Annotated in this window: 10 protein-coding genes and 1 tRNA gene; 7 read left to right on the top strand and 4 right to left on the bottom strand. The window is 60.7% G+C overall.

Annotated features, from left to right (window positions below; all coding sequences use genetic code 11):
- The first annotated feature begins 41 nt into the window (after window positions 1-41).
- Together AC3EC3_RS19395 and AC3EC3_RS19390 are read left to right on the top strand one after the other, a co-directional pair.
- Window positions 42-118: transfer RNA gene (locus AC3EC3_RS19395), tRNA-Met, on the top strand.
- A 128-nt stretch (window positions 119-246) separates the two neighbouring features.
- The gene (locus tag AC3EC3_RS19390; RefSeq protein WP_488491220.1) at window positions 247-1,587 is read left to right on the top strand and encodes a site-specific integrase; all 1,341 of its coding nucleotides are present in this window, start codon (window positions 247-249) and stop codon (window positions 1,585-1,587) included.
- A gap of 275 nt (window positions 1,588-1,862) precedes the next feature.
- Here AC3EC3_RS19390 and AC3EC3_RS19385 read toward each other — a convergent pair whose 3' ends face one another.
- From AC3EC3_RS19385 to AC3EC3_RS19375, 3 genes are all read right to left on the bottom strand, one after another.
- The gene (locus AC3EC3_RS19385; RefSeq protein WP_488491219.1) at window positions 1,863-2,216 is read right to left on the bottom strand and encodes a hypothetical protein; all 354 of its coding nucleotides are present in this window, start codon (window positions 2,214-2,216) and stop codon (window positions 1,863-1,865) included.
- A gap of 250 nt (window positions 2,217-2,466) precedes the next feature.
- A complete protein-coding gene (locus AC3EC3_RS19380; protein WP_488491218.1) occupies window positions 2,467-3,447 on the bottom strand; it encodes a threonine ammonia-lyase in 981 nt (326 codons plus the stop codon).
- Between the two features lie 5 nt (window positions 3,448-3,452).
- Window positions 3,453-4,382 carry an ornithine cyclodeaminase family protein gene (locus AC3EC3_RS19375; protein ID WP_488491217.1) on the bottom strand — a complete coding sequence of 310 codons (930 nt, stop codon included), beginning with the start codon at window positions 4,380-4,382 and terminating at the stop codon, window positions 3,453-3,455.
- A 90-nt stretch (window positions 4,383-4,472) separates the two neighbouring features.
- Between AC3EC3_RS19375 and AC3EC3_RS19370 the strand changes: the two genes are divergently transcribed.
- On the top strand, window positions 4,473-5,192 hold the full coding sequence (locus AC3EC3_RS19370) for a UTRA domain-containing protein (protein WP_488491216.1): 720 nt from the start codon (window positions 4,473-4,475) through the stop codon (window positions 5,190-5,192).
- A 249-nt stretch (window positions 5,193-5,441) separates the two neighbouring features.
- On the opposite strand, the gene AC3EC3_RS19365 is transcribed toward AC3EC3_RS19370, so the two are convergent.
- Window positions 5,442-7,061: a nucleotidyltransferase domain-containing protein gene (locus AC3EC3_RS19365; RefSeq protein ID WP_488491215.1), complete on the bottom strand. Its 1,620-nt coding sequence runs from the start codon at window positions 7,059-7,061 to the stop codon at window positions 5,442-5,444.
- 486 nt (window positions 7,062-7,547) lie between these two features.
- On the opposite strand from AC3EC3_RS19365, the gene AC3EC3_RS19360 reads away from it, so the two are divergent.
- The 4 genes from AC3EC3_RS19360 to AC3EC3_RS19345 all read left to right on the top strand — a co-directional run bounded on the left by AC3EC3_RS19360 (window position 7,548) and on the right by AC3EC3_RS19345 (window position 14,770).
- A complete protein-coding gene (locus tag AC3EC3_RS19360; RefSeq protein ID WP_488491214.1) occupies window positions 7,548-9,050 on the top strand; it encodes an ATPase domain-containing protein in 1,503 nt (500 codons plus the stop codon).
- Window positions 9,043-11,136: a hybrid sensor histidine kinase/response regulator gene (locus AC3EC3_RS19355; protein WP_488491213.1), complete on the top strand. Its 2,094-nt coding sequence runs from the start codon at window positions 9,043-9,045 to the stop codon at window positions 11,134-11,136. The genes AC3EC3_RS19360 and AC3EC3_RS19355 overlap by 8 nt, the downstream gene beginning before the upstream one ends.
- A gap of 347 nt (window positions 11,137-11,483) precedes the next feature.
- Window positions 11,484-13,688 carry an AAA family ATPase gene (locus AC3EC3_RS19350; protein ID WP_488491212.1) on the top strand — a complete coding sequence of 735 codons (2,205 nt, stop codon included), beginning with the start codon at window positions 11,484-11,486 and terminating at the stop codon, window positions 13,686-13,688.
- A complete protein-coding gene (locus AC3EC3_RS19345) occupies window positions 13,688-14,770 on the top strand; it encodes a 5-methylcytosine restriction system specificity protein McrC (protein WP_488491211.1) in 1,083 nt (360 codons plus the stop codon). The genes AC3EC3_RS19350 and AC3EC3_RS19345 overlap by 1 nt, the downstream gene beginning before the upstream one ends.
- The last annotated feature ends 396 nt before the right edge of the window (window positions 14,771-15,166 follow it).

Below are 15,166 nucleotides of genomic sequence, written 5' to 3'. Positions count from 1 at the left end.
CAGAACGCAAAAACTACGGGCTCAACTCAAGCCCTCAGTGTCGCGGGGTGGAGCAGCCCGGTAGCTCGTCAGGCTCATAACCTGAAGGTCGCAGGTTCAAATCCTGCCCCCGCAACCAACTTTCCTAGATAAAACAATACTCTAAGGCACTCGCCAAAACCGGCGACAGCCTCGATGTGCCTAGCACAACGCTAACACATTTGCGCAACTTTCCGATCTGTGAGACATTCGTGCGCGAGGCTCCCCTTGCAGCACTGGCGAATTGTCATGCACAGGCACGAGATTCTAGGCGGGAAAGTTCAGCTCTACCGGCGCATAGACGGCGGCAAATGGCATTGCTCTGCATCGGTCGGTGGCAAGCAGCATCGCGCCACCACCAGGACGGACAGCCTGTCCTTGGCCAAGCAAGTGGCGGAAGACTGGTATCTTGGTTTGCGTGGCAAACTGCATGCCGGCATCCTCAAAACCGAGAAGACCTTCAGCCACGCTGCGACGCAGTTCCTTCGCGAATACGAGATCATCACCGAAGGCCAGCGCAGCAAGCGGTGGACCGAGGGGCACGGTATTCGGCTCAGGGTGCATCTGCTGCCGTTCTTTGGTGATCTGGGGCTTTCCGAGATCACGGGCGGCAAGGTGCAGGAGTACCGGGTGCACCGGATGTCCTCGCGCGGGATCGCCAATCCGCACTCGAAGAGCAATCGTCCGGTCTCGGACAAGCCGCCTGCGCGAAAAACCCTTCACAACGAAATCGTGACGTTGCGTCAGGTGCTGCGCACGGCGGTCAGCCATGGTTGGCTGTCGCACCTTCCGGATATCTCCAGTCCCTATCGGGCATCGACGAAGGTCGAGCATCGCCCCTGGTTCAGTCCGGCGGAGTACAAGGAGCTCTACAAGGCTACCGGGGCCTATGCTAAAGAACCGTTCCATGCGCACTTTGCGTGGAACGCCCAGCAGGTGCATGACTACGTGCTGTTTATGGCCAACACCGGCCTCAGGCCCGATGAAGCCTCCAACCTCGAACACCGTGACGTCGAAATCGTCATCGACGATGAGACGGGGCAACAGATTCTGGAGATCGAAGTGCGCGGCAAGCGCGGGGTGGGTTTCTGCAAGTCCATGCCCAATGCCGTGCGGCCCTACGAGCGGCTGCTCCATCGGCCTAGGCCTGTGCAAGGGGAAAGTCGCCGCGCGGCGCAGCGCAGGCGCAGGGCAGGGGACAATGAAGTGCCTGAAGCACCTGAGGCGCAACTGCCTCAGCCGACCGACAAGGTCTTCCCCGGCAATCATGTGAAGCTGTTCAACGGCGTGCTCGCCAGGGCCGAGCTCAAGCTGGACCGGGATGGCAAGGCGCGAACCGCATACTCGCTACGCCACACCTATATCTGTTTGCGGCTCATGGAAGGGGCCGATGTCTACGCGGTCGCCCGAAACTGCCGCACCAGCGTCGAGATGATCCAGAAGCATTATGCCGCGCACATCAAGAACATGATCAGCGCCGCCTCGGTCAATGTGCGCAAGGTCAGGCCCAAGCGACGGCGACAGCCCGTGCCTGTCCAGTTCGAAGATGATGACCTGATCGACGTCTAGTTGCTCCTCAGCGCGGCGCCTGCCGACGCGCCAGCGCATCCCCTTGCGGGTGCGCCTCGCAGCAGCGCCCCTGCGGCGCAGATGCGGGCACGAACGTGCCTCTATCCCTTCATCCGGCGAATTGGCGCCGTTTAAGGGGCGTGTCGTTCCGGTTCCGCGGGTAGGTCCAGGCACGGGTTCTGAATGCCGTACGGCGTACTTCGGTGCGCAAATGCCGCGTGATCGACAATCAAGATACCGACGGTTCGCGATTAGCCTCGCGACGCCCGATCCCCTTACAATTCTGAAATGGATTGATTTTCTGGATTATGGAGCAGAGCATGCTCCGTATGGGAAGAGAAGCAGCAGCTACCATCCAGCGCGGTGAAAGCTGGGTCATAATGAACCAGGGGTGGGTTGTACGCATCGGTGACAAACCGGCCATACGCTCCATCCTCATCAAGAGAAGCGTCCTCGCCGGCGCGCCGCGAGCCATAATACCACCTTTGCGTGACTTCATCGGCGATAGGGCCGACGCGCTCTTCGACGAAATCGAGCGCGTCCTGCCATCCAAGCTCTTGCGCGCTCTGCCAGGTGCTGTCTTTGCCGCAATTATCAGCTCGGACGACATCCCTGACTGGTCGCCACACATGGCCGCGCGGCGTTCGGGGGCGTAAGCTCAGCTAAACGGCCTGGATATCTCCAAGACGCGGCAGGCGGCCGGTGGGACACGAAGAGGAACGTCCAGCGCTTCATCTTATGTTCCCCGGTCCGAGCGTTCCGGTTCTGGCAGCAGGCGACCAACTTTAGCCATTCAGCGTTAGTGGCTGGAGCGGCAGATTTTCCTGAAAGCCGCCGTTCACTGGCGCCAGCAGATTGCACCGACAGATAGAGTACACTTTATCCCGAAAGGATGGTGCTGTAGATTTCCGGATCGACATTGGCGCCCGACACCACCACCACCGTTGCGCCGTTGGCAGGCGACGGTTTTTTGGCGAGCAGCGCAGCCAAGGCGACGGCGCCGCCAGGCTCGATAACCAGCTTCATGGCCTCGAACGCGAAGCGCATAGCATTGCGCACCTGATCGTCGGTCACAGTCATGCCGCCGGAGAGCAGCGCCTTGTTGATCGGAAAGGTCAGTTCGCCAGGGCTTGGAGCCAACAACGCATCGCAGATGGAGCGCGCATCAGCAGGTACCTTTTCCCGTCGCCCACTGACAAGAGACCGGGCCGTATCGTCAAAAGCGGCCGGTTCTACGCTATAGATCGCGATGTCAGGCTCAGCATCCTTAATGGCAGTGGCGATGCCCGCAACGAGTCCGCCGCCGCCGCAACATACCAACACCTGCCCGATCAAGGCGCCAGCCTCCTCGGCCTGCTCAAGTATCTCAAGGCCGGCGGTGCCCTGCCCGGCGATGATATAGGGATCGTCGAACGACGGAACCAAGACGGCGCCGGTCTCTTCGGCCATGGCCGTGGCAATCTCTTCACGCGACTGGGTGTAGCGATCGTAAGGCACAATCGTCGCGCCGAGCGCCCGGGTATTGGCAACCTTGATGGAAGGGGCGTCGGACGGCATCACGATGGTCGCCGGAATATCGAGGAGGCGCGCCGCCGCCGCCACGCCCTGTGCGTGATTACCCCCGGACCACGCTACTACGCCTGCCGGCCGTTGGTTCTCGGGAATCCGCGACAGCCGATTGTAGGCACCGCGAAATTTGAACGCGCCCGTATGCTGCGCGCCCTCGAACTTCACCAGCACACGATGTCCAGCGCGTTCATTCAGTGACGCGAATTCCAACAAAGGCGTGCGGACGACCGCACCTTTGATGCGCGAGGCGGCGTCATGGACATCAGCGGCGGTGATGGCGAGATCGGTCATGTTGGTCAATCGTGCTGGTGAACATTGTGTGCGGCGATAAGATGCCGGGCAATATAAAGGTCCTGAAGCGCGATTCCGGAGCTGTCGAATACCGTGATCTGCTCGGCGGAAGATCTGCCCGGCGCATTGCCGCTCAGGACCGCGCCGATCGGCACGATCTGGCCTGGATCGCCGGTAAAGTGCTGCAGGTCCCCCATGACGATCGCCTGCGATGGCAAGTCGCAGAAAAGGTCGGCGCGATCGAACAGCGTCGGGGGCAGTTCCTGCTTTTCGGCGGCATCCGAACCCATGCTCGCTACATGGGTTCCGGGGCGGATCCAGCCTGCCTCGAACAGTGGCGCTCGTGCGCCCGTAGCGGTCACGACAATGTCGGCGCGGGCGCAGGCCTCGCTCGCCTCGGCAACGGCCGCTGGCAGACCATGCTCCCGCAAGGCGCCGGAGAAGGCTTCTCCCTTAGTGGGATCGCGCGCTACGACGAGTATTTGCGTCAATTGCCGGACACGACTGATGGCCAGGCACTCGTACAGAGCCTGATGGCCGGCGCCAAATATCGCCATAATCTCAGCATTGGGCCGGGCAAGGACATCCGCTACAACGGCGTCGGCCGCAGCGGTGCGATAGGAATTCACTTTTCCGGCCTCGATCACCCATGCAATGCGCCCGACATTCTGATCGAAAAGCAGGATGGTGGAGGCATGGCGCGGCAACCCAATGTCCGCGTTGCCAGGCCAAAACGAACCAATTTTCAATCCCGCCAGATCGCTGGTCGCGGCGGACTTCACGGAGAAGCGGTCGGTTGCGCTCGATCCGTGAGCCAGCAAGGCCGGGAAGATAACAGCACTCTCGCTTGCAGCGGCTTGAAGCGCGTCACCAGCAATGTAGGCCATATCGTGGGTGACGAGAGCCGCTGATTGATCTTCGGAAATGAACTTCATTTTAACTCGCATGGCAGCCCCAACCTAAAATCTGTATATACAGCTTGGAGTAAGCTGTCCATCGAACACCCCATGAGATACTGGTGGTGCATGAGCGACGAAAATACAGTGCAGGGCCTACGCGAAAAAATTTGCAATCATGTGGTCACCCGTATCATGGCTGGCGAGTGGAGGCCGGGCGAGCGCATACCCTCGGAAAGTGCTTTAACCGCGACGTTCGGCGTCAGCCGCATGACGGTGCATCACGCACTTCGCGATCTGACAGCGCGCGGCTTTTTAGTTCGTCGTAGCGGGTCGGGCACGTTCGTGGCGGAGCCGAGTTCGTATGTGGCCGAATTCCGCCATCTCGACGTCATCGCCGAAATCAAATCGCGCGGGGGGCACCATCGTGCAGAAGTCCTCTGCCGCGATCTGAGGCCAGCGACCAACAACGAGGCTGAGGTCTTCGGAATTGCTGACGGCAACCCCATCTTTCACGCAGTAATCCTGCACCACGAGAACGACACGCCGCTTGAGCTGGAAGATCGACTGATCGCGCCACGCTTCCTGTCGGATGCTATGGCTATCGACCTTTCGTCACAGACACTATTCTCGCAACTTATGCTTGTTCGGCCGCACCGCGAGGGCCGCGAAATTATCCGGGCAGTCATGGGAACGGTTGACGATCGCAGACTGCTTCGTGCTGCCCCTGACGCCCCATGCCTTGAAATATCCCGCCGGACTTGGTCCACCGAAGGGGTAGTGACGGTCGCAAGGATGCTGCGGACCGGCGACCAGGCCCAGATGGAGGGCCGGATCAGAGGCGTATAATCACCTAGTCCCACGACACGGCGTTCGCCGCGAGTAAAACCGACCCATTGCGGTCGCTCAGCAGCGAGTTTGGCCTTCCCAGATGCGGTCGGTCCGGTTTCTCATTTTGGACGCTCCAGGTTGCCGATAGGCGAATGTCCGGTTCCGATTCGTGTATGACGATGGCTTCCGTTCCCGCGAGCAGGTGCGCGTCGTTACAGTAACCGGCAAGACCACGTCAAAGAGGACGAGCAGAAGCCTCTCGTTCCTCTAATCGTCCTCGTTGGGCATCGCCCGGAGTGCATCCATCAATTCTGGGAGATCCGTTCCGCGAACCGATAATTTGATATCCATCCAGCGATCAAGGAGAGGGGCATGGCACCTGCGGAATTGCTCGATGCTATCAAGCAATTCCGGCGCAGCGGAACGACGGATGGACCAGCTTTTTGCACGAGGATGTGTCTCTCCCCGGTTCCAATATCGAAGTGCCGATCTGCCGAGGCCAAACGTCATGATAAGCGAGTGATCCAATCCCTCATAAGAGGGCGGTGCAGGGACACGAGATAAAAGTTGTGAACGCATCGGAAGCGCGAATGGCCTGAAATCAGGCTTCCTAGAGCCGAGTGCAGTCTCTTCTGCATCTTCGTCCGCAAAACAAATACGCATGTCCAGCCGCAGGCCTGCGAAACGTCCCTGCATCTCTTTCCACCAGCGCCATGCGACTCGGGATGCTCGCTCCACTGGTGCCAACGCTTCTGATCGTCCTTCAATCAGAATGTCGCCAGAGCCGAAACGCCGAATACCGGCAATGCGCTCGCGTAAGGCCGCATCTCGCAATTCGCATTCGATAGCGGTATCGCGGCCGGCCCCACGTTGGACACTGACCAGTAGACTACGGCCGCTGAGTGACCCACAGACCTGCCGAATCATCCATCCGATGTTAATATCAAAAGCGGGAATATTCGCACGTACCGAACCATTTTTGCTGGCAAGATAACCCTTTAGAACATGCTCATCTACCGAAACAGCATCGGCGATGAGGTCAATCTCCATGCCCTTTATCCAAATGTGCTGAGCTCGAAGCAGGCGCGCATAGTCGACATGATTCAGCAATGCGGAAGAATTTGGTGCGACAGGCCATGGCCGATGGCTCATGACAGGTGCAACCAGACCTTCGCAGGCAGGCTCCTCCTCGGTACTATTCTCGAGAATCTTGATCTCGGGATCAGGCGCGAGTTCTCGCTCGCCATCAAGATCGAAACGATAAACAGTTCGGTGGTGTGCACCGAGCGCAACGAGATCATTATGCGGATGCAATGAAATCTTGTTGGAGATTTTCTTGATGCGCCGGAGCATATCCATGCGGGGACGTTCAAGTCGGCCCAAAAAATCTAAGCTTTTCGGCATCAGACGTTCTTCTGCCGCAATGAGTTCTGCAAGCTTGGCCGCGTCCAGAGAACGACGGAACACGGAAACGACGAGATCGATGTCACCCGCATCACTGTCCTCATCGCCGGTAAGCACGCTGCCAAATAATATGATCTCGGTGATGCGGTGCGAGTTTTCGGGCTCTTCGTTGATCTTTCGCGCGCAGGAAATTACATCAGTGAGGATCGAGCGCCCTAAGGAAATAGGAAATCGCTTGATTAGGCGACTTGCGGTTAGCCTATCGCCCCGCGGTGTCGATTTCCATCGATCCCCCCCCCCATTATCGCCCGTCCATTCGATCCATCCTTCACTCTCGAGTTCTCGCAACAGCCTGCTAGCGGCCGGCTCTTCGATATCTAGTTGCAGCATCGCCCGAGGAGTGCTGAATCGATGTCGATCCAGCAGCGCTTTCAATTCAGCCGGCCGAAGTCCACAAATAAGCTGATCACGGTCGATCTGCACGAAACCCCCATTCCTTTGTCATAATTCGCGCCCTTAACCTTGGACGACATCGCCAAAGAAAGCACGACTTTCAGGAGAGGTAGACCGACCCTACTCGGACACTCGAAGTCTAAATCTCATAGCCCAAATGCAGACCGCCAGCTTTTCCCTCGGCTGGCTGCGCAGATAGATGTGTCGGAGCGCGACGGTGTAAACGGTCGCGCGAAAGGTTGATCGGTCGCTCGGCGGACGATCGCCGAGCTCCACCACTCGCCGTATGCAAGCCGCTGGATCACCTGGGGGCGGCTCGAAGGGTTATGAAGGTCCGTAATCCGGGACCAGATTGATCTTGGAAAAATTGCAGAAGGGCCAACCAGGCGACCGGTGCGATCGGCTGCAGGCGACTGAACGCTTGGCGGCGCGGGCGATGTCTGCTGACACTTGACCAGAAGACGGAGCAAATTTGTCGTTACCGCGTTCATTCGCAAAACGGAACGAAGGTGAAGCATGGAAATACCTGAAGAGCGCATCTCTACAGGCAACCGGGGGCTTGATGAGATACTGAAGGGCGGTCTGCCCGCCAACCGGCTCTATCTCGTCGAGGGCATGCCCGGGTCCGGCAAGACCACGCTGGCGTTGCAGTTCCTTCAGGATGGTGCGCGCGCTGGCGAGCCGGTACTCTACATCACTCTCTCGGAAACTAGCGAAGAGCTCGAGGTCGTCGCGCGTTCGCACGGCTGGAACCTTGATGGCGTCGCGCTATTCGAACTGGCCTCCGCCGAGGAAGTGCTCGGTGCCAGCCGCGACCAGTCGATCCTGCATAGCTGGGAAATGGAACTGGGCGGAACGATCGATCTGATCAGGAAGGAGGTCGAGCAGATCAAGCCGAGGCGGGTGGTTTTCGACAGCCTGTCCGAGATGCGGCTGCTCGCGCAGGATCCTCTCCGCTACCGGCGGCACCTGCTGCAGCTGAAGCAGTTCTTTGCGGGTCTCAATACTACCGTCATCCTGATCGATGACCTCACGGGTACGCGTGCCGAGCGGGACAGCCATCTTCACAGCCTGTGCCACGGCGTCGTCACGCTCGAGCGCCTCACACTAGACTTCGGCGCGGCCCGGCGCCGTCTCCAGGTGCAAAAGCTTAGGGGCGTCGATTTCGTGGCGGGTTACCATGACTTCGTCATTCAGAGGGGCGGCCTCGGCATCTTCCCGCGCCTGATCGCAGCGGACCACCACACCCCTTTTCTCGGTGCGGCCATTGCGAGCGGGGTTCCCGAGTTGGACGCGCTGCTGGCAGGCGGTCCGGCACGTGGCACCAGCACGTTGATCACCGGGCCAGCAGGTGCCGGAAAGACGTCGCTCGCGCTGCAATATATCGCCGCCTCGTGCGGACGGGGCGAGCACTGCGCTATCTATCAGTTCGATGAAAGGATCGGCACGCTACTCGCCCGCGCAAAGGCGTTCGGGATCGACCTGCAGAAATTCATCGACGATGGGTGCCTCGTGCTCCGACAGCTCGATGCCGCGGAAGTTGCCCCCGGTCAGTTTGCCGCCATGGTACGCGAACAAGTTGAGGAGAACGCCGCCAAGGTCGTCCTTATCGACAGCCTTAACGGCTATCTAGCGGCGATGCCGCAGGAGCAGCAGCTGATCCTCCAGCTGCACGAGCTTCTGTCATTCCTGAATCAGGCCGGCGTGGTGACCCTGTTGGTCAACCCCCAGCAAGGGCTCTTTGGAACCATGCACGCCCACGGCCTCGACGTTTCCTACGTGGCGGATGTGGTCATCCTGCTCCGCTATTTCGAAGCCGGAGGACGGATTCGAAAGGCGATATCGATCGTCAAGAATCGTAGCGGAGCGCATGAGGACACCATACGGGAGTACCGCATCGACAAGGAGGGCGTGCGTGTCGGAGAACCCCTCTCAGACTTCAGGGGCATCCTGACCGGCACACCGGAATATGTCGGCTCTAAGGCTCCGCTGATGGAAGATCGCGGGTCCGGTGCATAGAACCGCGTCCGAAGGCCATCGTGTCCTCATCGCCGCACCCTATGGGCGCGACGCCGAGAGCGTAGCGTCGCTCCTGCGCTACAACGGCTATGACGCGCTCGTCTGCCCGAGCCTCGATGATCTGGCTGCGAGCTTTGACGACCATGCCGGCGCGATCCTCATTACGGAGGAGGCTCTCTCCGGTCAGGTCGGCGCGCTCCGCGTTGCGCTGGAGCAGCAGCCGACTTGGTCAGACATACCCTTCATCCTGCTCACGGGTCGACAGGCCGGCCGCCCCGTTGCGGCCGAGGCGATCAAGCGGCGTCTTCCCGACAGCGCCACCAACGTAGTTCTTCTCGAACGCCCCCTGAGCACCGAATCGCTGCTGAGCGCCATCGCTTCGGCCATGAAGGCACGCCAGAAACAGTTCCTACTGCGGGACCAAGTGGCAGAACTCGATGCCGAGCGTCGGCGGCTCTCAACCCTTCTAGACAATCTGCCGATCGGCGTGACCTTCATCGGCCCCGATGGCGACACGCAGCTGACCAACCCCGCGTTCGGACGCTTCGGGATCGAGCGCCTCATACCGTCACTTGATCCCACCATCCGGCAGCGTTGGGAGGCCCATGATCAGGACGGGAGGCCGCTGGCGCCCGACGAGTTCCCCGGCGCGCGGGCTCTTCGCGGTGAGATCGTGGATGGGGTCGAATTCTTGTTTCATCCGCAAGACGAACCAGATCTTTGGACGCGGGTCAGCAGCGTACCTCTGAAAGACGAAAACGAAACGGTCGTTGGCGCAATCTCCGTCATAATCGACATCGACGAGCAGAAGCGCGCCCAAGAGGCCCTAAGAGATGCGGCGAGGACCCTCGAAGCGCAGGTCGCTGAGCGGACCGCCGACCTCGAAGCGGCGCTTAATCGCTTAAAAACAGAGGCGGCCGAACGGGAGCGCGCCGAGGCTGCGCTTCGCCAGGCGCAGAAGATGGAGGCGGTCGGCCAGCTAACCGGCGGCATCGCGCACGACTTCAACAACATGCTCACTGGCGTCATCGGCGCGCTCGACATCATGAAGCGCCGGATTGCGTCCGACCGCTACGAAGACCTCGACCGCTTCATGGATGCGGCGGCCGTTTCAGCCCAGCGCGCTGCGGGCCTGACGGCCCGGCTGCTCGCCTTCTCCCGTCGGCAGTCGCTCGACAACCGGCCGACCGACATCAATGAGCTCGTGTCCTCACTCGATGACCTGCTGCGCCGGACCATGTCTGAGAAGGTCGCGATCTCGATCGTCGCTGCTGCGGACCTGCCGGCGGCCATTGTCGATGCCAATCAGCTTGAGAGCGCAGTAGTTAACCTCGCGATCAACGCGCGCGACGCGATGCCCGATGGCGGCAAGCTCACCATCGAGACGCGCGGTGCCAATCTCGACGAGGCCTATTGCGCGACACGTCCTGGCGTGAAGCCGGGGCGATACGTCGTTGTTTCGGTTTCCGATACGGGCGTGGGCATGGACGAGGAGACCTTGGACAAGGTCTTCGACCCCTTTTTCACGACGAAACCGATCGGTCAGGGTACCGGGCTCGGTCTCTCCATGGTGTACGGATTCGCCAAACAGTCGAACGGGCAAGTCCGCATCCACTCCATAGTCGGGACGGGTACTACGGTGAGTATCTTCCTGCCCGTAGCGGACGATCCCATCGAGGGCGACGTCGCCGCCACGTCGGGCATTGTCGAGGAGGGCGATGGCCAGACCGTACTCCTGGTTGAGGACGATGACTCCGTCCGGCTCCTGGTAAGCGACGTTCTGGAGGAACTCGGCTACCGGACATTCGAAGCGGCTGAGCCCAATGCGGCGATCGAGCTGCTCAGTTCAGGTCAGCACTTCGACCTTATGGTCTCCGACGTCGGGCTGCCTGGCATGAATGGAAGGCAATTGGCTGAGATCGCTCGTGAACATCATCAGGATCTGCCGATCTTGTTCATCACCGGCTATGCCGAGAATGCAGCCATCCGCGCTGGCTTTCTCGGCACGAACATGGCGATGATCACCAAACCGTTCCAGATCGAGCTGCTTTCCGCAAAAATAAGCGAGATGCTCAATGTCGGCTGACCTCAGCTCTGGATTACGAGTTGAAAATCCCATTTTTAGGTCCGAGCATCTGCCCTCGCAAAACATCTGGAAACCCGCGACGGCTCTCGACCCTAATCGGACGCTCAGCATCCGCCTTTCGATCCCCAGCAGCGGACGTTCCGCTTTTCCAGCAGCTGTCGACCAAGCTCGGTCGTTCACGCGCGCGAGGCGGGCGAGGATGACCGGGATTCTCGCGAGTGGCCGCTACACTATAACTGTTGATGCTGGGCCCGCCGGTTTCGACAGGTTTCTCCGTTGTTCGCAGCGCCCCCTTCTATCGCCGGGATTAACGCCTAAGGGTAGTCGACCTATCAGGGAGGACAGACTTGCAACTCTCAGCGACCCAATTGCACGACTTATACGATGGCGAATTCGCCGACTATCGGAAGCAGGAACCCGTCGCGGAATGGCGTCGCCGGTATCTTGAGCATGTCCGGACCGTGAGGGCAGCTGATCTCGACGTTTGGATTTCTCCTGAATTTCAGGAACTGCTCTGGAACTCCGACGCGGTTTCGAGCATCGGTCCCGGTCAATCGGTCACCGTGACGGAGGCCTATTCGGACGAAGCGCTCGCCCGGATGCTGTTCAGCCAGCGTGACGCAATCTTCAAACTTGATCTCGAGGCTCGCAGCGAAGCCTTGGAGGCGCTCTACCAGCGAGTGCTCGCCCATGTGTATCCCCAATATACGCCGCGCCGGCCGCGCGCGCGGATTGTGCGCCTCCTTGCCGCGATGTTTCCTCAGGACATGACCTGCTTGATGGACAAGAAGCGCGTTTGGGCAATCCAACGCGCAATCAGCGCGCAGCGCATGGCCGGCGAATTCGTCGCCCAGCACCCCGCTATCCGAGCTGCGATCGTTCAGGTGGTGGGGGTTCCGAAGACCGATGACGATGCTGTCGATCAGTCCATATTCAGCTGGTTCCTTTGGGAAGCCAAGATCGACAAGCCCGACGAAGGTGCGGTTGCGATCGAGGCGCCGCAACGCAAGGCAAGCGCGGTCCCGCCCTTTTCCTTGCTCCCGGCGGCGGCGCAACGCCGCAGCCTCGCCTGGGTGAAGGACAATGTCGGCCTGCTACAAGCGATAACGCGAGAGGCCGAGCAAGGCATCAGCCGCGATGACCTTGTCTCCGTCATCATCTCGGAAGCGACGCAGTTGAACCCGAGCTCGGCCGGGAACATCATCTCTCAAGCCATGGGCGGGCTGGGGCTGCTCCGGCTCGAAGACGGAGCCTACCGTCCAACCGATCGCGGCCTCGAATTGCTGACCGCCGATGAGCCGGCAGAGGCGCTGCGTGGCCCCTTGGTAGGTCGGGTCTTCGGGATGGGGCACCTGCTCCTGATGATCGGCCGGGAACCGGGCACGTTCGGGACTGCAGAGGCTGCCAAGCGGCTGCAGCGCCTGGTTCCAACCTGGCGAACGACGCAGCCCGGTTCTCACATCGCGACCTGGGCGCGGATGGCCGGTTTGATCGTGGCGGATGCTGAAAAGGGCGTGCTCTCGTTGAGCGAAGAGGGTGAGGACTATGCGGCCGCCTTGCCCGATTATTTCGAAGATCGCTGGCGGATCGATGAGCGGCTGCCTGGCGACATTGCGAGTGCAGAGATTGAGGCCGAAACCGAAGCTGGCGACGTCGCGCCCGAGCCGTACACGATCGCGTCGATCGTCGCGGACGGCTGCTTTCTGGATGCGGCCGATCTCGAAGCGTTGCTTGCGCTGCTGAAGCGCCGTCAGAACCTGATACTTCAAGGGCCTCCTGGTACCGGCAAGACCTGGCTTGCAAAGCGCCTCGGCTATGCGCTGATCGGCGACCGGGACGCCGAACGCTTGGTCGCGGTGCAGTTTCAGCCGACGCTCAGTTACGAGGACTTCATCCGCGGCTGGCGGCCCGACGGAAAAGGCAGTCTTCAACTGGCCGACGGCGTTTTTCTCGATGCGATCGCAGCCGCGCTGGCAGACCCTACGCGCGCTTTCGTCGTAGTGATCGAGGAGATCAATCGCGGCAATCCCGCCCAGATCCTCGGTGAGTTCCTGACGCTCATTGAGAACTCGAAACGCGAGCCGTCCGAAGCGCTCCGCCTCGCTTATCCTCGTACGGTTGACGAGCGGGTCTACGTGCCGCCAAACCTTTTCATCATTGGCACGATGAACGTCGCCGATCGCTCGCTGGCGCTGGTCGACCTGGCCCTGCGCCGTCGCTTCGCGTTTGTCGACCTCCGGCCGCAGTTAGGAGCGCCATGGCGCCGGTGGTGCATCGCAAAGGCCGCACCGACAACGATCGTTGATGCGATCGCCAACCGGGTGGAGGTGCTCAACACGCGCATCGCCCAGCATCGATCGCTCGGGCAGCATTTCTGTATCGGTCATAGTTTCGTGACCCCGGCGATCAGCCCAGGCAGCTCAGCCGAGGACTGGATTTCTTGGTTTCTGTCCGCCGTCGATTACGAGATCGGGCCGCTCCTTCGGGAATATTGGTACGACGATACCGGGGTCGCTGAGGAGGAAATCGCGCTGCTGCGGCAGCCCTTCTGATGGCAACGCAGGCGGCCACTTGGCTCAGCCAAAAGGGCATTCCGATACGCAATCTCTGGGTCCTGCTGGTGCACGCCTCAGCCCTTGCCAGCCTGCTTGGCGATCAGTTCGGCGATGTCGACGACGATGCCGAACTTGCAGATCTGTTGGGCATACTCCTTGCAGAAGCGGCGGAACGTCGCCTTCGGCGCGGCCTCGGCCGGGGCTATGTCACGAAGACGGGCGCGCTCACGCGCGTTCGCGGCCGGATCGACTGGCTCGCGACCGAGAGCGGACAACAGTTGCGTCGCGGTCGGGTTACATGTCGCTATCAGGACTTCACCTTCGACCGGCCGCGCAATCGGTTGTGCCGGGCCGCCTTGTTGGCGTTGGCGAGCCGGGTGACCGGTGGAGGTTTGAGCGGCCGCCTGAAGGATCTGGAAGGCGTTCTAGGGAGCTGGGGCGTCGGGGCAACACGACCGTCAAAGTCGGAGTTGCTTGGCGATATGCCGGCTCCGCGTGAGGTGGACGATCAGCTTATGATCGAAGCCGCGCTGCTTGCGCTCGACCTCGTGCTTCCAGCCGAGGCCGAGGGGCGAACGCGCATCACCCAGCTCGCCCGCGACGAGGCTTTGCTGCGGCGGATTTTTGAAGCCGGTGTGGCGGGCTATTTGCGACACCATGTACATGGTCGCGACGGCTGGACGGTTCGCCCGCAGCGCGCCCTCACTTGGCAGATCGCGGCTGCGACACCCGGCATCGCGAGCGTCATGCCGGGGATGATCTCGGATATCATTCTGGAGTGCGGCGATCGTCGTATCGTCGTCGACACGAAGTTCACGACCATGCTGACCCCGCGGCAGCATGGCGGAGACGCGTTGAAGAGCGATCATATCTACCAGCTCTACACGTACCTGCGATCCCAAGAGGGCCGATCCACCGCCGCCGATCAGGCCGAGGGCCTGCTGCTCTATCCTTCGAACGGCCCTGTGCGGGACGAAGCGGTAGAGATCCAGGGGCACAGGCTGCGTTTCGCCAGTATCGACCTGACGCTGCCCGCGCGCGATTTCGGATCCGCCTTGCGAACCATTATCTGCGGGTGATGTAGAGGCGACGCGTCGAGGGCGAGATCGCGCAGACGCCCCACGTCAGCCAGCCTTCATTAGCGTCGGTGACCGATCGAGGCGACGACGGCCGCTTCCAGCAGGAAGCGGTCGTTGCCGCAGGTCGACGGGAATGGCCGCAAAGTCACACGACGCGGCTTTCGCTTAGATGAAACCGACCCTTTATGGACCCTCAGACGCCATTTCCCACCTCCCGAAAGCCGGCCGACCGCTTTCCTCTCCCGAACGCGGAAGCATCGGTCTTTGGTCGTGAGTGAACCGCACCGGGATTGCCGGAGGCCAGTTTTCTTAAATTAGGCAGCCAGTGGGACGTCGTCCAGCATAGCGTAGTAGCGTTGCTCGGCTTCGACGGGAGGAATGTTTCCGATCGGCTCC

This window comes from Novosphingobium sp. BAM6 (genome assembly GCF_057784955.1).
The sequence above is the reverse complement of the archived record's forward strand: the minus strand, read 5'-3'. Positions and strand labels throughout refer to the sequence as shown.